Consider the following 24,721-nt stretch of genomic DNA (forward strand, 5'->3'; position numbering starts at 1 on the left):
TGACCGCTTCCATGAAGCGATGACGGATCACAACAGGATCAAGCGTGATAACAGGTAGTTTGATATTGCCGCTGTCACACTTGCAAACAATGATCGTCATTTCGTCACTATCAATCGCGTCTTGCAGAACTGGAGCTAGATCCTTGTCTTGCATTTCGATCACGGTGTCACAACCACACGCGCGCGCAACATCTGTCAGGTTCGTCTTCATACCCGCATATGTTGGCTGATCACCAGTGGAGCCGTAAGAACCATTGTCGATGATCAATAGCGTGTAGTTGCCCGTCGCGTTGTTCGCGATTGTCGGCAGCGTTCCAAGGTTGGTCAAGACAGAGCCGTCCCCATCAATGGAGATCACTGGCTTGTCCTGCGCCAGCGCAAGGCCGAAACCAATGGAGGAACTAAGACCCATAGTGCCGAGCATATAGAAGTTACGCTCGTTATCATCGATCATGTGCAGCTCTTGGCTGGGCAGACCGATGTTACACACCACAAGATGCGGGTTAAGGATCGGGGCGATTTCTTTTAAGATTTCTGAACGGATCATTGGTCGCCGTAGCCTCCCCAGAAGTTAGCGTCTGTCAGGATCGCGACAGGCTTGTTGCACATGAATGTGTATTTCAGAATGTTGTCGAATTCTTCGACATCTTTCTGCCAGTGGAAGTGATACGTTGGGATGTTCATCTGAGCGAGCAAAGCTTTGGTGTGCACAGCCATTTCAACTTGGCAGGCCACAGGCTCGCGCAATTCGCCGCGGTAGCTGATGATCATTGGCAAAGGCATGCGGTAGAACTGTGTCAACGTCGCGAGCGTGTTGATTGTCACACCAATCGCTGTGTTCTGCATGATGATCGCAGGGCGTTTGCCACCCATGAATGCACCAGCGCACAGTCCCATGCCTTCGTCCTCTTTGTTGGACGGGATGTGAAAGATGTCCTCGCAGTTCTCTACCTCTTCGATCACACCGGCCAGCTGCTTGCAGGGCACTGTTGTGACGAAAGAGACATCGTTCGCGACAAGATCGTCTACGATCTTTTTGTCGATGTTCATGGTGTCGGTTCCTTTGTTTACGTATTCATGTCTGTTTGTTTATGCCCAAGGATCAAGGATGATCTTCGGGGCCGCAACTTTGCCTTTATGCAGGTCTTTAAAGGCTTGAGACCCATCACTCAGCGCGCGTGTTTCAATCCAATCGAGAGGGCCAAGTTTGCCATCAAAGATAGCCTGCGCGGTATCGCGGAAATCTTGCATAGTGTAGGTGTAGGTGCCGATGAAGGTCACCTCCTGCAAGGTGGCATAGCGCACATCAAAGCCCTCTGCACTATCGCCAAGACCCACATGCGCAATTACGCCGCCTGGCATCACGCAAGCAGAAGCAGAGGCGCGGGTCGCACCGTAGCCGACCGCGTCAATCACCATCTCGAAACTGCCAGATGCGTTCGCCATAGTCGCTTGTCCGCAGGTCTCAGCAAGGAAGGCCCGGCGCGCATCATTCGGCTCCGCAATCGTCACATCGCGCGCGCCCATGGCTTTCAGCGCCAGCGCAGCGGCAAGACCAATGGCGCCGCCCCCAATCACCAGTGCGCGGCGCTCCATGCTGGGATGCAGAGCTTCCAGCGCGAGACGCGCAGTGTGCCAGCTCACAGCCAAAGGTTCGGCAAGTGCGGCTTTGTCCATAGGGATAGCATCTGGCACAGTCACCAGATTGCTGTCCGGCATCGCGACATACTGCGCAAAGGCACCCTCCCGCGGAGGCATGGAAATGATCTGACGCTCTGGGCAAATGTTTTCGCGACCCGCTTTACAAGCCGCGCAAGTGCCGCAATTTACCAATGGGTTCACCGTGACACGGCGACCATCTTGCGCGCCTCCAACAATCGTGCCAGCCGCCTCATGCCCCAAGATCAGTGGCGCAGGGCGGCGCGCGTCATGGCCCAGATAGGCGTGCATATCAGAGCCACAAATCCCTACGGCCTCGATCTTGATCAAATGGGTGTCCGAACCCGCAACTGGATCCGGCATATCGCGATAATTCAGCGTTTCAACGCCATCATAGACCAGTGCTTTCATTTCGCCGTGAACCCCCCATCGACCATCAAGACCTGCCCTGTAACATAAGATGACGCATCCGAGCAGAGAAACAGCAATGGCCCATCCATATCTTCCATAGTGCCATTGCGCCCAGCGCAGGTTTGCGCCGCATTGCGCGCAGCCCGCTCCGCGTCGTCAAAGACGGCTGCAGTCAGTTCCGTCGGAAAAAACCCGGGGCCAATCGCGTTGGCCGTGATGCCATCCTTGGACCACGCTTCCGCCATCGCGCGCGTCATTTGACCAACGCCGCCCTTGCTTGCCCCGTAAGCAATCCCACCGGGAAAAGCGCGTGTAGTTTGAAGGGAGGCAAAATTTACGATGCGTCCCCAACCCTTCGCCTTCATCGCAGGCACCATGGCTTGACTGATGAAAAACGGCGCCGACAGGTTTAGCGCAAGTGTTTGATCCCAACCCTCTGCTGTCACATCATCCGCTGGTTCGCGCGTGTTCACACCAGCGGCGTGGATCACGATATCTGGCGCACCAAAGGGTTGCGAAATCGCATGCACCAAAGCCTCAACACTTGCGCGAGCAGCAACGTCCGCCACGATGCTTGCGGCCCCCTCACCTAACTCGGCTTGCAGACCAACCAGAGCTTCCTTGCGACGCGCGACACCGACAACGTATGCGCCGGCAGCCGCTAAAGTTACCGCCGCGCGCCGACCAATGCCAGAACTCGCACCAGTGACGCAAGCCACCTTGCCAGTCAGATCAAAAAGGTCGCGCGGATCAGACATTTTAGCCCTCAGCGCTTAGGTCAAAGTTTTCGCCCGGGAAGTATTTCGCAAGGCGCACATCAGCTGCACGCGCATGTCCTTCCATTCCCTCAAGGCGTGAAATACGCGCTGTCGCTTCGGCCACTCGCTTGGATGCATCACGAGTTGTGCGCTGCCATGTGACGATCTTCATATACTTGTGCACGCTCAAACCGCCTGTGTAACCAGCAGCGCCAGAGGTCGGCAAAACGTGGTTCGTACCAGACGCTTTGTCGCCATAAGACACAGTTGTTTCTTCGCCAAGGAACAGAGAGCCGTAGCAAGACAGTGTATCGAGCCACCAATCGAGATCTTCAGCCTGCACCGTAAGGTGTTCTGGCGCGTATTCGTCGGAGCATTTCGCCATATCGATCCGATCTTCGCAGATGATCACCTCTGCATAGTCTCTCCACGCCGCGAATGCGTTCTCGCGGTTTATCTCTGGTAGATCAGAGATCAAGGCTGGAACTATGTCCATGACCGTCTTTGCCAAATTGCGATCGTCCGTCACCAACCAAACGGGTGAATTGTAGCCATGCTCTGCCTGCGACACGAGATCCGTCGCCACGATGTGCGCCTCTGCGGTCTTGTCCGCGAGGATCAAACTGTCCGTCGGACCCGCGATCATATCAATGCCCACGCGACCAAAGAGGATACGCTTGGCTTCGGCCACGAACTGATTGCCGGGACCGACAAGAATGTTGGCTTTAGGCAACCCAAACAAACCAAAGGTCATCGCCGCAACGCCCTGCACGCCACCCATCGCCATGATCTTATCAGCACCACAAATATGCGCAGCGTAAACAATCGCTGGCGCAATCCCAACGTCTGGGCGCGGAGGAGAGCAGGCCGTGATGTGATGGCAACCCGCAACCTTTGCTGTGGTGACCGTCATAATCGCAGAGGCGATGTGGCTATAGCGACCCCCTGGCACATAGCAGCCAGCCGCATCCACTGGGATCGCTTTCTGACCAGCAATAAAGCCCGGCTCAATCTCCATCTCGACATCTGTGAGTGTGGATTTCTGCGTCTCAGCAAACCGGCGAACGTTGTCATGAGCAAAGCGAATGTCCGCTTTCAATTTTTCCGGCACCAAGGCAATCGCTGCGTCGATCTCTTTCTGAGAAAGCAGCACAGACCCTTCGTAACGGTCGAACTTCGCCGCGTATTCCAGCGCTTTTGCGTCGCCGCCTGCTTCGATGTCGTCAAGGATGCCTTTGACCGTGTCATGAACTTCGGATGCGCCTGAGCTAGAGGTCAGCGTTGCCTTTTTCAAATATTCGCGGGTCATGGGCGGAAATCCTATCGGGTATGTGCGTTTGATTCTTGGTCGTAACATAGCTTCGACATATCGAAATGCAAGCGCTTACATTTTGTAAGTGCGCAGTTGCCGGATCTCTTGCAAGGGACGATGCCATCAGGCAAGGCTAACGCAAACAAAGCCGACACAGCGCGGCAGCTTGCAAACGGAAAAGGAAAAGACAATGATTGAACGGATCGGCACTGGCGTGCGTTCTTCTAAGATCGTGAAACATAATGGTGTCGCCTACATAACCGGCCAAGTAGGCGAAGGCGCAACCATTCAGGATCAAACTATAGAATGCCTGAGCCGCGTTGATGCTTTGCTGACCGAAGCGGGATCATCGCGCAAGAAGATGTTGCGCGTGACGATCTGGCTTGCAGATATGAGCGACTTTGACGGTCTTAACGAAGTGTGGAACGCTTGGGTACCAAAGGGTCATTCCCCTGCACGCGCTTGCGGCGAAGCAAAGCTAGCACGCGCAGAGTTGAAGGTCGAAGTTATCGTGGACGCGGCATACGACTAGATACAGTTCAACATGCTTGCTTTTGACAGATGCGCAGGTAGCTTGGCGATCGAAGAATAGGATTTGGAAGGAAAACTGATGAGAACTCGTGCTGCTGTGGCTGTTGCCGCCGGACGACCGCTTGAAGTGATGGACGTGAACCTAGAAGGCCCATGCGCAGGTGAAGTACTGGTTGAGATCAAAGCAACAGGTCTATGCCACACCGACGAGTTCACACGTTCCGGCGATGATCCAGAAGGCATCTTTCCTGCGATCCTTGGCCATGAAGGTGCAGGCATTGTGATTGAGGTTGGTGAAGGCGTGACCTCGCTTGAAGTGGGCGATCACGTGATCCCGCTCTACACGCCAGAGTGTCGTGAGTGCGAGTATTGCCTTAACCCCAAGACTAACCTGTGCCAGAAGATCCGTATCACCCAAGGTGCCGGATTGTTGCCGGACGGCTCCACACGCTTTTCGATGCTCGATGGCACGCCTATTCACCACTATATGGGTTGTTCCACTTTTGCGAACCACACAGTTGTCCCTGAGATTGCGCTTGCTAAAGTGCGCAAGGATGCGCCGTTTGACAAGATTTGTTACATCGGCTGTGGCGTTACGACGGGCATCGGTGCCGTGATCAACACGGCCAAGGTTGAGATTGGCTCGACAGCAATTGTCTTCGGACTTGGCGGTATTGGCCTTAACGTGATCCAAGGCCTACGCCTTGCAGGTGCAGATCAGATTGTTGGCGTTGATCTGAATGGCGGCAAGGTTGAGATGGGCATGCGCTTTGGTATGACCGACTTCGTGAACCCCTCCAAAGTAGATGGAGATCTGGTCGCACATCTGGTTGAACTTACAGGCGGTGGCGCGGATTACACGTTTGACGCAACAGGCAATGTGAGCGTTATGCGAACAGCCCTTGAGGCGGCACACAAAGGTTGGGGTGAAAGTATTATCATCGGCGTGGCCCCTGCGGGTGCTGAGATTTCGACGCGTCCGTTCCAATTGGTTACAGGTCGTTCCTGGCGCGGCACCGCCTTTGGTGGCGCATCGGGGCGCACAGATGTTCCAAAAATTGTCGATTGGTACATGGACGGTAAGATCGAGATCGATCCGATGATCACCCATAAGTTGACATTGGACGAGATTAACGATGGCTTCCATCTTATGCACGAAGGTAAATCCATTCGGGCTGTCGTGGAATTTTAAAAAACTAAGCACGCGATCTGTAGCATGGGTTGCCTGTGCGGCAGGTCGCTTTGACGCGTTGGGCGCACGATCTCGAAACGCCCTGCGTGCTTGCCAAACAAAAGACCTTGCGCCTGCTGTCACATGGCTGCGCGGAAATTTCCTATAAATTCTGACCGCGCGCTTCTGGCCAAAACGCAATTTCGATGTTGATAAACAGGTGCTTCAACTGCTTGGTCGAATAGGCGCGAGCAAAGACGACAATACGCGCCTAAAGCAAAATCTGGATTTAGTGGAGGATTGGTTCGGCTCTTTCAAAAAGTCGATTGTTCGGAACATGCATGACTTTTCCTATCAGGAACTGGCGCTTGGAGCCTCCCAGCCCTTCTTTCATGGCGTAAACCAGCAGTTCTATATTTGGCCTGCCTCGGATCGTACGATCTTTCAAACCGCCATACGTGTATCGCCCAAAGACCGGATGAACGCTGCACTATACGATGAAATGCTTAAAATTTCTGATGCTCGTTTGCTAGACCTACCGCTCGCAAAAGCGGCAGTATTTCGCGCGAAAAAGGCCAAGGCAAATCCCGAAGAGTTGCTTGAGCGCGAGCTTGCTGAGTATACGCAGAAGCATCCGAGTTAAATCGTAGCAAGATCTATCGATTCAGTCACGCACCATTGGATCAAGCCGGGCCAGAAGATCGAGAAGGGTCTCGTAATCGTCCTCACCCATTGTGCGCTTGAACTCGGCTACAATTAGCGCCGATTGATCCGTGTAATCGTCGATCAGCTTTTGGCCAGCTTCTGTGATCGCAATAAACTGTCGACGTCTGTCAGCGACATCGCGCGTTTGCGTGATCAACCCCTTTTTCCGCATCGTTGTCGCAATACGTGTCAGGCTAGGGAACAAGAGACTTGCACGATTGGCCAGTGTAGACGCATCTAGCAAACCAAATTCGGACAGCACCCGTAAAACACGCCACTGCTGTTCGGTGATTCCAGTCTCGGACAACATATCGCGAATGGGGGTCATCACGCCCTCTCGCGCTCGGATAAGTGCGATGGGGAGCGAGCGCGATGTCGAAGGAAGCGAATTTTTCACGATAAGGCCTTTTTTTCGTCGCCAGATGTTTAGTGAGCAAGCTAGCATTGACAACAGTAGATACCTTTCCTTAACTTAACAACAATTAACATGTTAAGGAATATCATGCCTCACTTTCACATCGAATATTCTGCCAATCTTGAAGCGAGTGTTGATATAGCGGCACTTTGTGAAGCTATTCGTGTAAAAGCAGCAAGCATTGATGCCTTTCCGATGCCTGGCATACGTGTACGCGCAACTCGCGTGGATCACTATGCAATCGCAGACGGCAGCGCCAAACATGGCTTTATTGATCTGTCTGTGCGTCTTCGCGAAGGGCGCGCACAGGATGTAAAAGCAGAAGCTATTTTGACTATCTTCGATGTGGTGAAGACTTTTATGGCACCTATTATGCAAACCCGCTCTGTCGCATTGTCCGCTGAAATGCGCGATATTGATGCAAGCGTATCACCAAAATTTGGAAACATTCGCGATCATTTGGAGAACAGTGTATGAGCACGCTTAACGAGAACATAACCAAGCTAGACGGCTTTCTAGAGCGGTTTCGCGACGGCGGCATCTTAAATAGGATCGCAGGCCAAGACGTTGCTGGTGCGGACGGCGTATTTCAAAACACCTCGCCCGTGAATAAATCCCATATTTGTGACGTCGCCCATGGCACGGCCATAGACATTGATGCGGCGGCAAATACTGCCTCTGATGCTTTTGCTGAGTGGCGCGACATGCCTGCTTTGCAGCGTAAGAAAATCTTGATCAAGATTGCTGAAGGCATCGAAGCGCGCGCTGAAGAGATCGCGCTCTGTGAATGCTGGGATACGGGTCAGGCTTACAAATTCATGTCCAAGGCCGCGCTGCGCGGTGCGGAAAACTTCCGCTACTTCGCGGATCAGGTTGTGCAAGCCCGCGACGGGCAGCAGTTGCAATCGCCAACCTTGATGAACATCACAACCCGCAAGCCAATCGGTCCCGTTGGGGTGATCACACCTTGGAACACGCCGTTTATGCTCTCCACTTGGAAGATCGCGCCAGCGCTTGCAGCGGGTTGCACGGTTGTTCACAAACCTGCTGAAGCCTCACCGCTCACTGCTCGCCTTTTGGTTGAGATTGCTGAAGAGGCCGGTCTGCCACCAGGTGTTCTAAACACGGTTAACGGATTTGGCGAAGGCGCGGGAAAAGCCCTGTGTGAGCATCCAAAAATCAAAGCTATTGCTTTCGTCGGCGAAAGCGCGACGGGGTCACTTATCACCAAGCAAGGCGCGGATACGCTAAAGCGCAATCACCTAGAATTGGGTGGCAAAAACCCGGTCATCGTCTTTGACGATGCAGATCTGGATCGCGCCTTGGATGCGGTGATCTTTATGATCTATTCGATCAACGGCGAACGCTGCACATCCTCTTCGCGGCTCTTGGTGCAAGACACCATCCGAGAAGAGTTCGAGGCCAAGCTAATCGCAAGGGTCAACAACATCAAGGTTGGCCATCCGCTTGATCCAAAGACCGAGATTGGACCACTTGTCACCGAAGAACACTTCAACAAAGTTACCAGCTATTTTGAGATCGCTAAAGAAGATGGTGCTACGATCGCTGCAGGTGGTGTGACGGTTGGGGATGAGGGCTACTTCATCCGTCCGACCCTATTTACCAACGCCACTAACCAAATGCGGATCGCGCAAGAAGAGATCTTTGGCCCTGTGTTGACCTCCATTCCCTTCACCACGGAAGAAGAGGCTTTGGAAATGGCCAACGACATCGACTACGGCCTGACTGGTTATGTTTGGACGAACAATTTGACCCGCGCGCTGCGCTTTACCGAAGAACTCGAGGCGGGGATGATCTGGGTGAACTCCGAGAACGTTCGTCACCTGCCAACGCCCTTTGGCGGTGTCAAAGCCAGCGGCATCGGGCGCGATGGCGGCGATTGGTCGTTTGAATTCTACATGGAGCAAAAACACATCGGTTTTGCGACAGGACAACACAAAATTACCAAATTAGGAGCGCTCTAATGCCAGTTCCAGCCCCAAATCTGTACCCTGATTTCAACACGATCCGCCTGTCTCATGTGTGCTTGAACGTCAAAGACCTTACCGCCTCAAAAGAGTTCTACACGAACATTCTGGGTCTTCAGGTCACGGATGAATCCGACAGCCATGTCTACCTCCGCGCAATGGAAGAACGCGGTCATCACTGCATCATTTTGCAAAAATCAGACCAGCCCGGTACGGTTGAGGTCATGGGCTTTAAGACCTTCGATGAGGAGGATCTGGACAAGGCAGAGGTCTATTTCAAAGGTAAAGGCCGCCCAACTTCGTGGGTTGATCGTTCGTATCAGGGCAAAACTTTACTGACGTCTGACAACATGGGCATTCCGCTTGAGTTTTATCACAAAATGGATCGCTTAGAGCCCATTCATCAGAAATATGCTCTCTACCGTGGGGTGAAACCACTACGCATTGATCACTTCAATTGCTTCAGCAATGACGTCGATGCGTCGGTCGAATTTTACTCTGACTTCGGGTTCCGCGTAACTGAATACACTGAGGATGACGAAAGCAAAAAAATCTGGGCAGCATGGATGCACCGCAAAGGTGGCGTACACGATATGGCCTTTACCAATGGCACAGGACCACGGATGCACCATGTCGCATTCTGGGTGCCAACACCGCTCAACATCATTGATTTACTCGATCTGATGGCAACAACAGGCTACGTCGACAACATTGAGCGCGGACCGGGTCGTCACGGTATTTCAAACGCATTCTTCCTTTATATTCTGGACCCTGATGGCCATCGGATCGAGATTTATTGCTCTGACTACCAGACAGTCGATCCCGATTTGGAGCCAATCAAATGGGACCTGCAAGATCCCCAGCGCCAAACACTTTGGGGTGCCGCTGCGCCGCGCTCCTGGTTTGAACATGGCACGAAATTTGTAGGTGTTGAGATCAAAGAGTCGCAAATCGCAGCCAGCCCGATTATCGCGCCTTAAGACAGGGACTATTTGATGGATTGGGACGAATACGCCCATTGGGGCAAAAAGATTGCTGATTGGAGCGCGGAGTACCACAAAGGTATCCGCGACCTGCCTGTGCGCGCGCAAACCAGCTATGGCGAGATTGCCGCGCAACTTCCTAAAGCGCCGCCCGAAACGGGTGAGAAAATGGAAGCAATCATGCATGACTTTGAGGATATCGTGATGCCAGGGATCACCCATTGGCAGCATCCTCGTTTTTTTGCATATTTCAATTCCAATGCGGCTGCGCCCTCAATGCTCGCAGAGCTTTTGGTCACGACAATTGCTGCACAATGTATGCTTTGGCAAACTTCGCCCGCAGCGACTGAGGTTGAAGGCGTGATGATCGATTGGTTGCGCCAAGCCATGGGTTTGGAGGACGGTTACACCGGCGTGATCCAAGACAGCGCGTCGTCCGCGACCCTATCTGCGGTGCTCACGATGCGTGAGCGCTCGCTCGGGTATACGGGCAATCAAGACGGGTTGAACAGTAAGGGCAACCTCCGGATCTATTGCTCCGAGCAAGTGCATTCCTCAATTGATCGTGCGTGCTGGGTTGCGGGAATTGGTCAGGCGAACTTGGTTAAGATTGCAGGCACGGGCGCGCGCTATAGCATGGACGTTGAAGCGCTTCAGGCAGCTATTGATGCGGATCGTGCTGCTGGGCATACACCCGCTGGGATTATCGCGATTACGGGTGGCACGGGCATTGGTGCATGTGATGATCTAGGGGCTGTTTTACGCGTTGCGCAGGCAGAAGACTTGTACACCCACCTTGATGCCGCATGGGCTGGGGCGGCGATGATTGTTCCTGAATTCCAGCAAGATTTCTGGGCAGACGTTAACGGCTATGACAGCATCGTTTTCAATCCCCATAAATGGCTGGGTGCAAATTTCGATTGCTCTGTTCAGTTCCTGCGCGATGCAGAGCCGCAGCTGAATACGCTGAAAATTGAGCCAGAGTATTTGAAAACTACGGGCGAGACTGTGGTTAATTATTCTGAATGGACGATCCCATTGGGACGTCGTTTTCGCGCGCTCAAGCTTTGGTTTTTGCTGCGCTCTTACGGATTGGAAGGATTGCGGACGCGCATTCGCAATCATGTACTTTGGGCGGAAGAAATCTGTGAAGAAATTCGCAAGCTAGATGGATTTGAAATTGTCACTGAGCCTATTTTCAGCCTGTTCTCATTTCGCTGTCCGGGCGATGATGACATGCAACAACGCCTTGTCGATGCGCTTAATGATGATGGGCGGATCTACATCACACAGGGCATGTTTGAAGGTCAAAGGATGATCCGGTTTCAAGTTGGGCAATTCAGCACAACGCGAGACGACGTAATGATGGCACGCGATGTTATCAAAGAAATTTGGGAAGGTATGTCATGAATTTTGCTAGCTTTTCTGCCGATGGGCAGAGCTTTTATGGGGCAGTTTCTGAGGGAGGCATGGTCGCGCTCAACTCTGTTTGTCCGCAGTGGCCGACATTGCTGGATGTGATCGAAGCGGGGGCGCTGAATGAGCTGGAAGAGGTCGCAAATGGGCGGCCAGTCACGCATGAAGAATATGAATTTGAGATGGTCTTGCCCAATGCCAAGCGCATTCTCTGCGTCGGTGTTAACTTCCCAGATCGAAATGCAGAGTACAAAGACGGCACCACAGCAGCGCCAAAATATATGTCGCTGTTTCCACGATTTGCGAGCGGGTTCACGGGGCACAATCAGCCACTTATCCGCCCTCCTGAAAACGAAACACTAGACTATGAAGGCGAAGTAGCGATTGTCATTGGCAAAGCAGGTCGGCGCATCACCCAAGACGATGCTTACGACCACATTGCAGCGATTACGATTTGTAATGAGGGCACCATTCGCGACTGGGTGCGTCACGCAAAGTTCAATGTGACACAAGGCAAGAACTGGGATCGCTCTGCCGCGATGGGGCCATGGCTGGTGCCATTTAAGGACGCCAAGCAGCTTGATGACGCGCGGATCTTAACACGTGTTAACGGGGAGGTGCGTCAGGACGATTTGCTCTCTCGTATGATGCATCCCATCCGTCGCGAGATCGAATATATCTCAACGTTCATGACGCTACAGGCGGGGGATATCATCGTGACGGGGACACCTACGGGCGCAGGTGCGCGCTTTGATCCACCGCGCTATTTAAAACCTGGTGATGTGGTTGAGGTTGAGGTGAATGGCATCGGAACCTTGGTTAATACAGTGGCTGATGAAGTGCTATGAACGAGGGTGATCACGCACAAGCTGCGGCAGATTTGCTTGCTGCAGAAAAGTCAGGCGAACAGATTGGATTGCTGACGAAAAAGCACCCAGAGATGGGGATGGACGACGCTTATGCTGTGCAGAATGCGATTTACCGCGCCAAGCTGGCTGAGGGGCGCAAGGTGGTTGGCTGGAAGATCGGGCTGACCTCCAAAGCGATGCAATATGCGCTCAACATCGACATCCCTGACAGCGGGATCTTGTTCGATGACATGGTGTTTGAACATGGCGCAACTGTGCCGAAAGGACGCTTCATCCAGCCACGGATTGAAGCGGAAATTGCCTTTGTGATGAAGTCGGAAATTGGTGGTGCAGACGTCACGCGCGCTGATGTTTTGGCGGCGACGGACTACGTCGCGCCCTCGATTGAGATCCTCGACACACGTATTCTGCGTGTCGATCCAGCAAGCGGCGAAACGCGCAAAGTCTATGACACGATCAGCGACAATGCTGCGAATGCGGGCATCGTTTTGGGCGACAAGCAACATGCTCCAAATGCATTTGATTTGCGTTGGGTTGGGGCTATTACGTCTAGGAATGGCGAGGTTGAAGAGACGGGTTTAGGCGCTGGCGTGCTGAATGACCCTGTTGAAAGCGTCGTCTGGCTTGCGCAGCGCATGGCACAATATGGACAGCGAATTGAGCCCGGTCAAATCATCCTGTCAGGCAGTTTCATTCGCCCAGTCGAATGCCCCAGTGACAGCAATATTAACGCTGATTTTGGCCCCTTTGGCCAAGTCGATATTTCATTCGCGTAAAGGAAAGTCACCATGCCAGCACCGCATAACCCATTCAAAGCTGCTATTAACAAGGGCGAATTGCAGGTCGGCTGTTGGCTTGGCCTTGCCGATGCTTATGTTGCTGAAATTAGCGCTAGTGCCAGATTTGACTGGGTCTGTATCGATGGGGAACATTCGCCGAATGATCTACGTTCGATCATGGCGCAATTGCAGGTGCTGAAAAGCAGCGGTACGCATGCGATGGTGCGTCCACCGGTTGGGGATACGGCGTTGATTAAGCAGTACCTCGATGCAGGGGCACAGAGCTTGCTTATCCCCATGGTTGAAAGCGGCGCACAGGCACAGGCCATGGTGGACGCTGTGACCTATCCGCCGCATGGCGTGCGCGGGGTTGGGTCTGCGCTGGCGCGTGCCTCAGATTTCTCGGGCATCGCAGATTATCTGACGACGGCACGGGACGAAATTTGTTTGATCGTTCAAGTGGAGAACCGGCTTGGGATGGAGGCTTTGGGCGACATTCTAGCAGTAGATGGGATTGATGGTGTCTTCATCGGGCCTGCAGATTTAGCAGCTGACATGGGCTACATCGGTCAAGCGGGCGCGCCAGAGGTGAAGGCAGCTGTTCTGCACGCGATGGAGCGAATTGTTGGCGCGGGTAAAGCAGCAGGCATTCTGACACTGGATGCTGAGCTGCAAAAAGACTGCCGCGCGCTCGGTGCGAGCTTTATCGCGACAGAAATTGATGTCACTTTGTTCGCAAGAAACATGCGCGCAGCCGCCAAGGATGCGAAAAGCAGACTTAACGCTTCGTGAACTCATCGTAGGCTTCGAGCGCTTTTGCACCGTAAGCAATCGACGGACCACCGCCCATATAGCCGATCATTTCGAGCGCTTCGCACAGCTCTTCGCGAGTGGCTTTGAGGCGCACCAAAGATTTCACATGAAAGCCTATGCAGCTGTCGCAGCGTGTAGAAATACCGATACCCAAGGCGATGAACTCTTTGGTTTTCTCATCCAGTGCGCCATTTTTCTTCGCCGCTTTTGACATGGTGTTGAAGCCTGCAAACATCTCTGGCGTTTCTTTTTGCAACGCGCCGATCCGGCCCGTGGTATCATTTAGAAATGTGGTCCAGCTCATGGTGGTGTCCTTTGCTCAAAAGTCTTGTGTTTGTTCAAGCGAGTGATGCGCTTAATGGATGTCGAAAGAAATGCAAATCCAGGGTACGTTGCTTTTCTTTGGGATTGTCCAGTGATAATAATAGGAGGAAAATAACAACATCTGCCCCGTCGCCAGTTGGATCACCTGTGGTGCGCTTGGTATCGGGAATGTAGCCAAACGGTATCCACTCGATCGTAATCGCCAGTCTCCTCAAAGCTATGTGGCTCGCGGTGCAAGTCTTGCAGGTTTATAAACGCAGCACAAATAAGATCCCGCCCCTATTTGCTTTTGGTTGATACCCTTCGATGTGCAAGGCCAAGCACGGAGCAGCAGGTGATCAACACCAGAACAAATGCCTTATTTCATAATCGGTCCACCATCGACGGGTTGATAATATAAGGTATTGCTTGAATGGGTCGGACCACTCGACACATATGCTGCCGTAAGAACAACAACGCTAAGCACAACAATTAGTTTCATACTTTCATCCTTTGAAAACACTGCCTTCTTGGCATGATTGAATAGTATGCCCTTGCGGCAACCTGTCGGAGCAGTGCTAACTGCTTTGTGAATTGCCATGAACAAACAGATGTTGGAGCGGTAGTTCAGCTTACTGAGCGAAGGGGGAAATCTATCTTGCAAATTTCATCCCAGAAATGACTGCCATTGCTAAGGTTCAAGGAGTTTTGAGGTTGCGACCAGGATAGACTTCAACCGCCGTTTGAGATGTTCGACATCCCTGGCGCCGTGCTTAGCATTCATACTGCCCGCATGGAAAAATCGACAAAGTCTTCGCATTATATCTGCGGTTCTGAATCTGGTAACTTTGTTCGCCCCCAACGATTCACCTGCTCTCATCCGATCCCATTTTGCGTTCTAACCAGCGCACGAAGAAGCTGATGATCAAGACAAGCACCAAGTACTCCAAGATCAGTAGCGAGTAGATTTCCAATGGACGGTATTCTGTTACCACCAATTCATTCGCGCGGCGGGTCAACTCCTGCATACCAATCACCGATGCAAAGGCCGACATTTTCACAATGTAGATGAACTGGTTCGCCAAGGGTGGCAAAATGCGGCGGATTGCTTGCGGCAGGATCACGTAGCGCATGGTTTGCATGTAATTCAGGCCTACCGTCTTCGCCGCCTCTGTCTGTCCTTTCGCAATGGATTGGATGCCAGAGCGATAGATTTCAGCGGTAAACGCAGAGTCAGAGATCGCCAAGGTGATAATCGCACCCCAGAACGCATCGATGCTGACGCTGATGCCCATGGATTTCAGCACAACGGGGAGGCCGTAGAACACCCAGAAGAGCATAGGCAACAAAGGGATCGCACGCACGAATTCGATGTAGATGCGAGAGGGGAGCCTAACCCAGCGATTAGACGACATGCCCGGCAAAGCGACCAACATGCCGACGATCATCGACATTGCGGCCGCGATCACCGACAGCAGGATCGTCGCTCCAAAGCCATTGAGCAAAAAACGGATGTTATTATAGCCTGCGGGCGTGCGCGGGTCGATCACATACCAACCCCATGTACCCGGGGCTGCGTTACAGCCAACAAGGAAAATCAGGCAGCCAAACAAAAACGAGGTTCTAAGTTTCATCGGTCCGCTCTCAATGCTGCAAGATTTGGCTAAGGAACTGTTTGCAGCGCTCGGTCTTGGGCGCTTCAAAGAATTCTGTGGGCGTGCCGGTCTCAATCACTTCACCGTGATCCATAAAGATCATCCGATCCGCCGCACGCCGTGCAAAGCCCATCTCATGGGTGACAACAATCATGGTCATCCCTTCTTCCGCAAGATCCACAATCACATCCAAGACCTCTGAGATCATCTCTGGGTCAAGGGCCGATGTGGGTTCGTCAAAAAGCATGATTTTCGGCTCCATACAGAGCGAGCGTGCGATCGCGACGCGCTGTTGTTGACCACCCGAAAGTTCGCTTGGTTTCTTGTGCGCTTGGTCAGGAATGCGCACGCGCTCGAGATATTCCATCGCACGCGCGTCGGCGTCTGCCTTGCTCATTCCGCGTGCTTTCATTGGGCCTAGAGTCAGGTTTTGCAGGATCGTCAAATGCGGAAACAGATTGAATTGCTGAAATACCATGCCGACTTCGGAACGGATTGCATTGATCGACTCGTTGTCGATCATCTCGATCCCATCGACAACGATGCGACCGCTGTCGTGATCTTCCAAAGAATTCACACACCGGATCAACGTTGACTTGCCTGATCCAGACGGCCCGCAGACTACAATACGTTCGCCATGCGCGACGTTTAAATCAATGTTTTTAAGCGCTTGGTAGTCCCCGTACCACTTGTTGAGATCTTTAATCTCGATGGCATCGCCAGTCTTCATCATTCCTGCGCTCCTTGAAGTTCGCAACATAAGGTTTACAACTAATGCTTCGGAACTTGAACGCAACAATTCGTACACTGCGTGATCGTTAAACACTTAAAAAACTACATATCAGGAAAAGAACATGCAATTTTTCAAAAAACTGGGCGTCGTAGCCGCCTGCATGACTGCTTTGATGGGTGCCCCGGTTAGCGCGCAATCCGCCTTGAATGAAATCCTCAGTGGCGGGGTGCTAAAAGTTGGCACAACCGGAGACTGGAACCCTATGTCTGTGCGCGATCCCGCGACCAACTCATATGTAGGGTTTGACATCGATGTGATGACGCAGCTTGGCGCCGATCTGGGTGTTGAGGTTGAGTTCGTCCCTACGGACTGGAAAACACTTGTGAATGGTGTTGTCGCTGGCAACTACCACATGACAGGCTCCGCTTCGATCAGCCCTGCACGTCTGAAAGCGGCTGGCTACTCCAATAGCTACATCTCTGTTGAAATGCTGCCGTTCACAACGGGAGACAAAGCCGATCGTTTCACCACATGGGAAAGCATCAACGACGCTGATGTCACTGTCTCCACAACGCTAGGTACGACTTTTGAGAAGCTTGTACGTGACTGGTTTCCAAATGCGAAAATTGTGGTCGTAGAAGCGCCTGCGCGCGGCTTCCAAGAAGTGCTCTCAGGTCGTGCGGATGTGTTCATCACGTCCAACATCGAAGGTTCCACTTTGCTCACAAAGTTCCCAAACCTGCGTCAGATCGGCGTCGAAGCACCGCGCGCTCCAACACCCATCGCGATGCTGTTGCCACAGACCGATCAGGTCTGGATCAACTATGTGAACTCATGGGTTGAGTTGAAGAAGACACAAGGCTTCTTTGAGACTACAGCTGCGAAATGGGGTCTGTGATAGATCGTTAAGCACCGCACTAACACTTTAAAGAACCGCGATCCTTTCACGAGGATTGCGGTTTTTCCGTTTCATGGGCAATCTCTTTAGGTCTCGTGCAGCGATCCACGCATACGGCCCAAGTGTTCGTCCCAACCCTTATGAAGCGCAAGCGTGAGCCCAAATGCAGCCTCACCTAATCGTAGGCCCACGCGAACCAGCGATAGCCGCCTGCAACCTCGTCCAGCGTCCACGTCACAGTACTTGTCGCGTCACCCAACGGCGCAATAGTGAAAGTGTATTCCAACTTGCTGAAAGACTCTGACACCAACACATCGCCCCACATCAGCTTGTCGCAGCTCTCTGTACCAAACATCGTATATTCACCCAGTGCGCGTGGCGTTTCGGGCTTGTGAAAGCAAATGGCAAGCTTGTCTGGACCAGTCAAATACGCCCACACTTGTTCAGGTGTAGCCTTGAGATAGATGGATTTGCGTAAGGTTGTCTCACTCATTTCGTGTCCTTTTTCGATTTCGCTTTTTAAGATAGCCAAGCGGTCATCCCAGAACCGATCAAAGCAGCAGAGCCAATCAAACACGCGTTTCATCCCATCTGGGTTGAGTGCACTAATCCGCGTACGCCGATCTGTACGCGTAGCGATCAGATCACCCTCTTCCAGCATTGTGATATATTTCTTGATCGCCACGCGGGTCATTTGAAAGTTGTCAGCGACTTCAGCAATAGTCAAATCTTGGTATGCAAGAAGATGCAATATCTCTCTGCGTGTCGGATTAGCAAAAGCACGAAAGCCTAATTGTTCTGCTTGGTTCATTAGGAACTCTAATGTTACCTTATGGTATCATGCCAAGTGACTTTGAATGAACCTGCTGAATCTAGCTGGAGCGTAGCTTCCGGAACCAACCTTTTTTGGGCTTCTCTTCATCTGTTGGTTCTTCAGCGTCGCTCTCTTCGGGTGCGCCAACCGCATCCTGAAACGCCGTAAAAAACTGATCCGCCATTTTCTTGGCAAAGCCATCAACAATGCGACTGCCAAGCTGGGCGAGTTTGCCACCTACTTTTGCTTCAACCTCATAGTGCAGGATCGTTTGCTCACCATCTGCTTCAAGGCGCACGTTCGCACCACCTTTTGCGAACCCAGCAGCACCGCCTTTACCCGCACCCGTCAGGGTCAAACTTTCGTTCTCAACTATATCACTCAGTTCGACTTCGCCTTTGAACGTCGCTTTCACCGGGCCAACCTTTTGCACCACCGTTGCTGTAAACCCTTCACTTGCAGAGCCGCTCATCTCCGAGCAACCGGGTACGCAACTGGCCAGTACATCGCGATCCAACATGGCGGCAAAAACCGTCGCGGGATCCGCATTGATTGTTTTGGAATCGCTCATTTTCATTGGACGCGTCTCTCTTTTCGGCTTGTATCAGGGCTGCCCTAAGACAACGCTGTCACGGCACATTTTGCAAGAGAGTTTACGCTTGCACGCACGCGCATTGCATGATGCCTTTCAACGACGCAACACGTGAGGGCCCAAACGTATGCAGAGTTTTGATATCGCAGTCATCGGCGCTGGTATTGCCGGAGCCTCTGTCGCGGCGCGTTTGACGCAAGCGGGTAAACGGGTTGTTCTGTGTGAGATGGAAAACCAAGCGGGCTATCACACGACCGGTCGTTCCGCCGCAATTTTTGCGCCTACTTACGGCCCTACGGTGATCCGTGCCCTTGCCCGTGCCTCGCAGTCGTTTTTCGAAAATCCCCCTGAGAAGTTTAGCGATGGGCCACTATTTTCCCCGCGCCAAATCATGATGATCTCTCGCGCGGATCAAACCGCCGCTTTGGATAAGTTGATTGCGCAAATGGGAGACGATCCAACCGTCAGTGTTGTCGATGAACCCGGCTTGCGCGAGATTAATCCACTGGTGCGTAAGGGTTATGCAAGTGCTGCTTTTCTTGATCATGCGGGGCAAGAAATTGACGTCAGCGCTTTGCATCAAGGGTTCTTGCGTCAATTCAAAAGTGGTGGCGGCACAGTGATGTTGAAGACCGAAGTTCTGGCGCTTGCGCAGCACAGCACCCACTGGCGTATAACCACAAAGGACCGTGACATCGAAGCTGGCATCGTCGTGAACGCTGCTGGTGCATGGGCAGATAAGCTTGGTCAAATGGTTGAGGCAGAGCACATTGGCTTGCTGCCCAAGCGACGCACGGCTGCGATGATTGCAGCACCGCATAAGCTTGGACCAGATTTCCCGATGACCATCGATATTGAAGAGCAATTCTATATTAAGCCCGACGCGGGGCGTTTATTAATCTCGCCCGCGGATGAAACCCTGTCTGCCCCTTGCGACGCACAGCCCGAAGAGTTGGATATCGCCATCTGCGTGGATCGCATCGAGAAAGCGTTCGATCTCAGCGTGCGCAGGATTGAAAGCAAATGGGCAGGGCTTCGCAGTTTTGTCGCTGACGGAGCGCCCGTCACAGGGTTTTCGCAACGCGTTGATGGGTTCTATTGGCTCGCAGGTCAGGGTGGTTACGGCATTCAAACGGCACCAGCGTTAAGCGCCTATGCAGCTTGTGAAATACTTGGGGAAGCGCCCGCGGCAGAGCTGGCCTTAGCAGGCGTCGATCCAAATGACCTTATGGTTACACGTTTGTCTTAATTGCTTGCTTGCACCACATTGACAATACCCGCGTTGCGATACCATTTCACGATTTTCGCGCGATCCTCTTCGGGCAGCTCTGTAATATTCGCGGGCGGCATCGCGTGGGACACCCCCGCTTGCAAATAAATCTCACGCGCAGCACGCGCGATATCATAGCGCGTCTCTAAAAAAACGCCTTTCGGGGCCCAACGGATACCGTCCCAGCTTGGCTCTCGACCATGACACATGGAACAACGCCCCAACACAATATTCTCCACCTCTTCATAACCAGCAGAGGCCACCAACATCTCTTGATGCGCCGACAATGGCTGGGCCTCAGCCACATCATAATCCTGATCCCATGTGTTGGCTGTACTAAGCCACGCGATGATGATTATCAAAACCACGGTCACAGCCCAGGTCCAGTTCGGACCCTTCCCCGTGGAATGCAGCGTGTTGAAATAATGGCGGATCGTAACGCCCGTAAGGAAAATCAGCGACGCGATGACCCAAGAATACTGCGTCCCGAATGCCAAAGGATAATGGTTCGAGAGCATTAGAAAAATCACAGGCAACGTCAGATAGTTGTTATGTGTACTGCGCAATTTCGCGATCTTGCCGTACTTTGCATCCGGCGTGCGACCAGCCTTGAGGTCCGCGACAACAATGCGCTGGTTTGGCATGATGATAAAGAAAACATTCGCTGTCATGATCGTCGCTGTGAACGCACCCAGATGCAAAAGTGCGGCGCGGCCAGTAAAGACCTCGTTGTATCCCCATGCCATCACAACGAGGATTACAAAAAGCAAAACCATCAAAAGCGTCGGCGTGTCGCCAAGCTTTGATTTGCACATGAAATCATACGCAATCCAACCGATCGTCAAAGAGCCCGCAGAAATCACGATCGCCATGAACACCGACAAGTCGGCTTTCGCGAGGTCGATCAGGAATAGCTCCGCACCAGCCCAATAAACAATCATCAACAAAGCCGCGCCAGAGACCCAAGTGATATAGCTCTGCCATTTGTGCCAGATCAGATGCTCCGGCATGTTTTCAGGAGCAACAAGGTACTTTTGAATGTGGTAAAACCCGCCCCCATGCACTTGCCATTCTTCGCCAAAAACACCCTCGGGCGCATGCGACGCTTTACGCAAACCGAGGTCCAAAGCGATGAAAAAGAACGACGCACCAATCCACGCCATAGCCGTGATCACATGAAGCCAACGCACTACAAACGCGATCCAATCCCAGAGTATTGCAAAATCATACATTGATGCTGTCTCCTTATCCTTGGCGCCAGACTATCCACCCAGCTATTTTTCCGCTATAATTTGCATTTTACAAAGAGTGTCAAAAATAGCCAAACAATGTCTTACTTCGATAACCTTCGCACCTTTGTGCGTATTTACGAGCTTGGCAGCATGTCCGCCGCCGCACGCGATCAGCGTATCTCACCTGCTGTCACCTCCGCGCGCATCTCGCAACTGGAATCCCACCTTGGTGTGCGCCTGTTCCAACGCACCACGCGCTCTTTGACCCCAACCGAGCAAGGCCGCATATTCTACGATGGCGCATGTGCAGTTCTGGAAGCGGTTGAAGTTGCCGAAGCAGGCGTGGGCGACGCTACAAAAAACCCGCGTGGCACGTTGCATATCGCCGCGCCTTTGGGGGTTGGTCGTCGCTTGATTGCACCGAATGTCCCGGAGTTCACGCGGGAGTTTCCACTCGTTGATGTCCGCCTACGCATGAGTGACCGCAAGATCGACCTCACAGCCGAAGGTCTCGACATTGCGTTTTTCCTAGGGCGTCCAGAGGATTCCAACCTGCGCATCCGCAAAATCGCCGATTGTGAGCGTGTCCTCTGCGCCGCCCCTTCCTACATTGCCGAGAATGGTCATCCTAGATCAGGTGCCGAAATTGATCGCGGCCAACACAACTGCCTCAACCTTCGCTTCCCCGGCGCGCGCGAATTCCAATGGGAGCTTTCCACCTCCGATGGCCCCCGCAAATTCGACGTCCAAGGCCGTTTCGAGTGTGACGACAGCGATGTTCTCACCGATTGGGCCTTGCAAGGTGCTGGCATCGCTTTGCGCCCCGTATTCGAGATCGCGCAACATTTGGAGTCGGGCGCTTTGGTCACGGTTGTAGAGGACACCCCTCCCCTGCCTGTACAAATGGCGTGTTTGTATACGCACCGTAGGCATCAGGATCCGAAGGCACGCTTGTTTATGGAATTCATGATCGAGCGGATGGAGGGGGCTGTGAAGGGGTGAACGAACCGCACTTTAGAACCTTCCTAGCTGCCTCGATACGTAGAATATCCATAAGGCGAGAGCAGAAGTGGCACATGATAATGCGCCTCTTCGTTCATGCCAAAGCGGATCGGCACTTGGCCCAAGAACATCGGGTCATCCGTAACGCCACATTCATCACGCAAATACTCTTCTGCGAAGAATATCAGCTCGTAAGTGCCAATTTTAAAATCGCTCTCAGGCAGGATCGGCGTGTCCGTGCGACCGTCTGCATTGGTTACTCTCTCAGCGATCTTCTTGTGCGAATTGCCAGACACGCGATACAGCGCGATTTTGATACGAGCGGCAGGGCAACCGCGCGCTGTATCCAAAACATGTGTCGTCAAATATCCAGCCATCGCAGTTACTCCTCGAATTTCTTGCTAAACTTGCCTGTTTGTCTATCACAGCGAAAGTTTGATCAATCCGATAGTGCATTCTGCTTTTTTTGAAAAAACTTTTTGATCTTCTGGTTTATCAGAGGGAAACTAGGAGAAGACTGCAATGACTCGTTACCCGCGTGATATGCAAGGTTATGGCGCGACGCCACCGGTCGCGAATTGGCCCAATGGTGCAAAAATCGCAGTGCAAATCGTGATGAACTACGAGGAGGGCGGCGAGAATAATATCCTCCATGGCGATGCTGCGTCTGAGGCATTCCTCTCCGAAATCGTCGGGGCTGCCGCTTGGCCAAATCAGCGTCATTGGAACATGGAAAGCATCTATGAATACGGCGCGCGCGCAGGGTTCTGGCGCCTCCATCGTTTGCTGGAAAACACCCCTATCACCGTTTACGGCGTCGCAACCGCCCTCGCCCGCGCCCCTGCTCAAGTGCGCGCGATGAAGGACGCAGGTTGGGAAATCGCCAGCCATGGTCTTAAGTGGATTGAGTACAAAGACGCGAGCGCCGAAGACGAAAACGCAGACATGATAGAGGCCATCCGCCTGCACACAGAAGTCGTCGGCGAGGCCCCGCGCGGCTGGTACACAGGGCGCTGTTCTTGCAACACAACTCAGCTTGCTGCTGAAAATGGCTCTTTCAAATACGTCGCTGACTCCATCGCGGATGATGTGCCTTATTGGATGGAATTCGGCGAACACGATCAGCTCGTTGTGCCCTACACGATGGACGCCAACGATATGCGCTTCGCCACGCCGCAAGGCTTCAACACAGGCGCGCATTTCTTTGAATATCTAAAAGCCAGTTTCGATGTGCTCTACGCGGAAGGTGGGCGCATGATGTCGATTGGCTTGCACTGCCGCCTCATGGGACGCCCCGGTCGCGCGCAGGCGCTTCAACAGTTCCTTGAATATGCCAACAGCCACGAGGATGTGTGGTTCGCCACACGCGAGCAAATTGCGGATCACTGGGCGGCACAAAACCCCCATGTGCGTTACGCGCGTCCTTCCGAGATGAGCCGCGAAACTTTTGTCACCAAATTTGGCTCCATCTTTGAGCATTCCCATTGGATCGCCGAAGGCGCGTTTGAGCTAGAATTAGGCCGCACCCATGACACAGCCATCGGCCTGCACAACGCGCTTTGCCGTATCTTCAGAAGCGCTACCGAAGAACAACGCCTTGGCGTGCTGACCGCACACCCTGATCTTGCTGGTAAACTCGCGCAGGCCAAATCGCTCACAGCAGAAAGCACGTCAGAGCAAGCTGCTGCAGGGCTTGATTTCCTCACTGAAGAAGAAAAATTCACCTTCACCAAACTCAATTCTGAGTACGTCACGAAACACGGCTTTCCATTCATCATCGCCGTGCGCGATCATGACAAGGCGAGCATCCTTGACGCCTTCAACCGACGCATCAACAACGACCGCGACACGGAATTCAAAGAGGCCTGCAAGCAGGTCGAACGCATCGCCGACTTCCGCCTGATGGATATCCTGCCGTGAGCATGCAGATGCAAATCCAGCAAATCACCAAAGAGGCTTTCGCGCCATTTGGCGATCTGATCGACTGCACCGGTGACCCCGACATGATCATCAATTTGGGCAAATGTGGCCGCTACCATGACCGCGCGCAGATGGACTTTGGCACAGGGCGCGCTGGTCTTAGTTTCTTCAAGGCAAAAATTCGCACGCTGCCTTATGAATTCAATCTGGTCGAGCGTCATCCGCTCGGCAGCCAAGCCTTCATTCCGATGAGCGAACATGGTTTCCTCGTTATCGTCGCACCTGATGAGAACGGCACACCCGGCGCGCCCATCGCATTCGAGACACAACCCGGACAAGGCATCAACTTTCACAAAGGCACATGGCACGGCGTGCTTACACCGCTCGCAGGCACAGGACAGTTCGCCGTTGTTGATCGCATAGGTGATGGAAAGAATTTGAAAGAATTTTTGCTCCAGACCCCACATATTGTGGTAAGGGGCTAAATAAGGA

Annotated in this window: 29 protein-coding genes; 15 read left to right on the top strand and 14 right to left on the bottom strand. The window is 52.8% G+C overall.

The window, feature by feature from the left end:
* The 5 genes from comE to hisD form a co-directional block, all read right to left on the bottom strand.
* A partial coding sequence (gene comE, locus QZ280_RS06510) for a sulfopyruvate decarboxylase subunit beta (RefSeq protein WP_293441775.1) occupies positions 1 to 547 on the bottom strand: 547 nt, incomplete at its 3' end.
* Positions 544 to 1,050 carry a sulfopyruvate decarboxylase subunit alpha gene (gene comD / locus QZ280_RS06515; protein WP_293441776.1) on the bottom strand — a complete coding sequence of 169 codons (507 nt, stop codon included), beginning with the start codon at positions 1,048 to 1,050 and terminating at the stop codon, positions 544 to 546. The genes comE and comD, both read right to left, overlap by 4 nt.
* Positions 1,051 to 1,089: 39 nt before the next feature.
* Entirely contained in the window at positions 1,090 to 2,070 is a 981-nt protein-coding gene (locus QZ280_RS06520) for an alcohol dehydrogenase catalytic domain-containing protein (RefSeq protein WP_293441777.1), read from the bottom strand.
* Positions 2,067 to 2,828, bottom strand: coding sequence for an SDR family oxidoreductase (locus QZ280_RS06525; protein ID WP_293441778.1), 762 nt, complete (start codon positions 2,826 to 2,828; stop codon positions 2,067 to 2,069). The genes QZ280_RS06520 and QZ280_RS06525 overlap by 4 nt, the downstream gene beginning before the upstream one ends.
* A 1-nt stretch (position 2,829) precedes the next feature.
* Positions 2,830 to 4,137: a histidinol dehydrogenase gene (hisD, locus tag QZ280_RS06530; protein ID WP_293441779.1), complete on the bottom strand. Its 1,308-nt coding sequence runs from the start codon at positions 4,135 to 4,137 to the stop codon at positions 2,830 to 2,832.
* Positions 4,138 to 4,330: 193 nt separating this feature from the next.
* Here hisD and QZ280_RS06535 point away from each other — a divergent pair, with 193 nt between their 5' ends.
* The 3 genes from QZ280_RS06535 (at position 4,331) to QZ280_RS06545 (ending at position 6,485) form a co-directional block, all read left to right on the top strand.
* Positions 4,331 to 4,672, top strand: a complete 342-nt coding sequence (locus tag QZ280_RS06535) for a RidA family protein (protein WP_293441780.1) — start codon at positions 4,331 to 4,333, stop codon at positions 4,670 to 4,672.
* A gap of 78 nt (positions 4,673 to 4,750) precedes the next feature.
* Positions 4,751 to 5,863, top strand: coding sequence for an S-(hydroxymethyl)glutathione dehydrogenase/class III alcohol dehydrogenase (locus QZ280_RS06540; protein ID WP_293441781.1), 1,113 nt, complete (start codon positions 4,751 to 4,753; stop codon positions 5,861 to 5,863).
* A gap of 316 nt (positions 5,864 to 6,179) precedes the next feature.
* Positions 6,180 to 6,485 carry a hypothetical protein gene (locus QZ280_RS06545; RefSeq protein WP_293441782.1) on the top strand — a complete coding sequence of 102 codons (306 nt, stop codon included), beginning with the start codon at positions 6,180 to 6,182 and terminating at the stop codon, positions 6,483 to 6,485.
* A 21-nt stretch (positions 6,486 to 6,506) separates the two neighbouring features.
* Here QZ280_RS06545 and hpaR read toward each other — a convergent pair whose 3' ends face one another.
* On the bottom strand, positions 6,507 to 6,944 hold the full coding sequence (gene hpaR, locus QZ280_RS06550) for a homoprotocatechuate degradation operon regulator HpaR (protein ID WP_293441783.1): 438 nt from the start codon (positions 6,942 to 6,944) through the stop codon (positions 6,507 to 6,509).
* Between the two features lie 105 nt (positions 6,945 to 7,049).
* Between hpaR and QZ280_RS06555 the strand changes: the two genes are divergently transcribed.
* The 7 genes from QZ280_RS06555 to QZ280_RS06585 are packed head-to-tail and all read left to right on the top strand — an operon-like array spanning position 7,050 to position 13,789.
* A complete protein-coding gene (locus QZ280_RS06555) occupies positions 7,050 to 7,439 on the top strand; it encodes a 5-carboxymethyl-2-hydroxymuconate Delta-isomerase (protein WP_293441784.1) in 390 nt (129 codons plus the stop codon).
* Positions 7,436 to 8,947 carry a 5-carboxymethyl-2-hydroxymuconate semialdehyde dehydrogenase gene (gene hpaE, locus QZ280_RS06560; RefSeq protein WP_293441785.1) on the top strand — a complete coding sequence of 504 codons (1,512 nt, stop codon included), beginning with the start codon at positions 7,436 to 7,438 and terminating at the stop codon, positions 8,945 to 8,947. The genes QZ280_RS06555 and hpaE overlap by 4 nt, the downstream gene beginning before the upstream one ends.
* Complete coding sequence (gene hpaD / locus QZ280_RS06565) at positions 8,947 to 9,930, top strand: 3,4-dihydroxyphenylacetate 2,3-dioxygenase (protein WP_293441786.1); 984 nt, start codon at positions 8,947 to 8,949, stop codon at positions 9,928 to 9,930. The genes hpaE and hpaD overlap by 1 nt, the downstream gene beginning before the upstream one ends.
* 15 nt (positions 9,931 to 9,945) lie before the next feature.
* Entirely contained in the window at positions 9,946 to 11,343 is a 1,398-nt protein-coding gene (locus tag QZ280_RS06570) for a pyridoxal-dependent decarboxylase (protein ID WP_293441787.1), read from the top strand.
* Complete coding sequence (locus tag QZ280_RS06575) at positions 11,340 to 12,197, top strand: fumarylacetoacetate hydrolase family protein (RefSeq protein ID WP_293441788.1); 858 nt, start codon at positions 11,340 to 11,342, stop codon at positions 12,195 to 12,197. Before QZ280_RS06570 ends, QZ280_RS06575 begins: the two co-directional genes overlap by 4 nt.
* Positions 12,194 to 12,994, top strand: coding sequence for a 2-oxo-hept-4-ene-1,7-dioate hydratase (gene hpaH / locus QZ280_RS06580; protein WP_293441789.1), 801 nt, complete (start codon positions 12,194 to 12,196; stop codon positions 12,992 to 12,994). The genes QZ280_RS06575 and hpaH overlap by 4 nt, the downstream gene beginning before the upstream one ends.
* A gap of 12 nt (positions 12,995 to 13,006) precedes the next feature.
* On the top strand, positions 13,007 to 13,789 hold the full coding sequence (locus QZ280_RS06585) for an HpcH/HpaI aldolase/citrate lyase family protein (RefSeq protein ID WP_293441790.1): 783 nt from the start codon (positions 13,007 to 13,009) through the stop codon (positions 13,787 to 13,789).
* On the opposite strand, the gene QZ280_RS06590 is transcribed toward QZ280_RS06585, so the two are convergent.
* The 4 genes from QZ280_RS06590 to QZ280_RS06605 form a co-directional block, all read right to left on the bottom strand.
* The gene (locus tag QZ280_RS06590; RefSeq protein ID WP_293441791.1) at positions 13,776 to 14,114 is read right to left on the bottom strand and encodes a carboxymuconolactone decarboxylase family protein; all 339 of its coding nucleotides are present in this window, start codon (positions 14,112 to 14,114) and stop codon (positions 13,776 to 13,778) included. The genes QZ280_RS06585 and QZ280_RS06590 overlap by 14 nt on opposite strands.
* Positions 14,115 to 14,492: 378 nt before the next feature.
* The gene (locus QZ280_RS06595) at positions 14,493 to 14,615 is read right to left on the bottom strand and encodes a hypothetical protein (RefSeq protein ID WP_293441792.1); all 123 of its coding nucleotides are present in this window, start codon (positions 14,613 to 14,615) and stop codon (positions 14,493 to 14,495) included.
* A gap of 364 nt (positions 14,616 to 14,979) precedes the next feature.
* A complete protein-coding gene (locus QZ280_RS06600) occupies positions 14,980 to 15,747 on the bottom strand; it encodes an amino acid ABC transporter permease (protein ID WP_293441793.1) in 768 nt (255 codons plus the stop codon).
* Between the two features lie 10 nt (positions 15,748 to 15,757).
* Positions 15,758 to 16,501 (bottom strand): amino acid ABC transporter ATP-binding protein, encoded by a 744-nt coding sequence (locus QZ280_RS06605; RefSeq protein WP_293441794.1) that lies wholly within the window; start codon positions 16,499 to 16,501, stop codon positions 15,758 to 15,760.
* A 121-nt stretch (positions 16,502 to 16,622) separates the two neighbouring features.
* Here QZ280_RS06605 and QZ280_RS06610 point away from each other — a divergent pair, with 121 nt between their 5' ends.
* Positions 16,623 to 17,399, top strand: coding sequence for a transporter substrate-binding domain-containing protein (locus tag QZ280_RS06610; RefSeq protein WP_293441795.1), 777 nt, complete (start codon positions 16,623 to 16,625; stop codon positions 17,397 to 17,399).
* A 175-nt stretch (positions 17,400 to 17,574) separates the two neighbouring features.
* Here QZ280_RS06610 and QZ280_RS06615 read toward each other — a convergent pair whose 3' ends face one another.
* On the bottom strand, positions 17,575 to 18,210 hold the full coding sequence (locus tag QZ280_RS06615; RefSeq protein ID WP_293441796.1) for an ArsR family transcriptional regulator: 636 nt from the start codon (positions 18,208 to 18,210) through the stop codon (positions 17,575 to 17,577).
* Between the two features lie 61 nt (positions 18,211 to 18,271).
* On the bottom strand, positions 18,272 to 18,790 hold the full coding sequence (locus tag QZ280_RS06620) for a carbon monoxide dehydrogenase subunit G (RefSeq protein WP_293441797.1): 519 nt from the start codon (positions 18,788 to 18,790) through the stop codon (positions 18,272 to 18,274).
* Positions 18,791 to 18,932: 142 nt separating this feature from the next.
* On the opposite strand from QZ280_RS06620, the gene QZ280_RS06625 reads away from it, so the two are divergent.
* On the top strand, positions 18,933 to 20,054 hold the full coding sequence (locus QZ280_RS06625) for an FAD-binding oxidoreductase (RefSeq protein WP_293441798.1): 1,122 nt from the start codon (positions 18,933 to 18,935) through the stop codon (positions 20,052 to 20,054).
* Here QZ280_RS06625 and QZ280_RS06630 read toward each other — a convergent pair.
* Positions 20,051 to 21,307, bottom strand: a complete 1,257-nt coding sequence (locus QZ280_RS06630; protein ID WP_293441799.1) for a urate hydroxylase PuuD — start codon at positions 21,305 to 21,307, stop codon at positions 20,051 to 20,053. The genes QZ280_RS06625 and QZ280_RS06630 overlap by 4 nt on opposite strands.
* 96 nt (positions 21,308 to 21,403) lie before the next feature.
* On the opposite strand from QZ280_RS06630, the gene QZ280_RS06635 reads away from it, so the two are divergent.
* On the top strand, positions 21,404 to 22,309 hold the full coding sequence (locus tag QZ280_RS06635) for a LysR family transcriptional regulator (RefSeq protein ID WP_293441800.1): 906 nt from the start codon (positions 21,404 to 21,406) through the stop codon (positions 22,307 to 22,309).
* Positions 22,310 to 22,332: 23 nt separating this feature from the next.
* Here QZ280_RS06635 and uraH read toward each other — a convergent pair whose 3' ends face one another.
* Complete coding sequence (uraH, locus tag QZ280_RS06640) at positions 22,333 to 22,686, bottom strand: hydroxyisourate hydrolase (RefSeq protein ID WP_293441801.1); 354 nt, start codon at positions 22,684 to 22,686, stop codon at positions 22,333 to 22,335.
* Between the two features lie 145 nt (positions 22,687 to 22,831).
* Between uraH and puuE the strand changes: the two genes are divergently transcribed.
* Entirely contained in the window at positions 22,832 to 24,229 is a 1,398-nt protein-coding gene (gene puuE / locus QZ280_RS06645; RefSeq protein ID WP_293441802.1) for an allantoinase PuuE, read from the top strand.
* A 2-nt stretch (positions 24,230 to 24,231) separates the two neighbouring features.
* Entirely contained in the window at positions 24,232 to 24,714 is a 483-nt protein-coding gene (locus QZ280_RS06650) for an ureidoglycolate lyase (protein ID WP_293441879.1), read from the top strand.
* The last annotated feature ends 7 nt before the right edge of the window (positions 24,715 to 24,721 follow it).

The sequence above is a fragment of the Planktotalea sp. genome, from assembly GCF_018607995.1.
Lineage (GTDB): Bacteria > Pseudomonadota > Alphaproteobacteria > Rhodobacterales > Rhodobacteraceae > Planktotalea.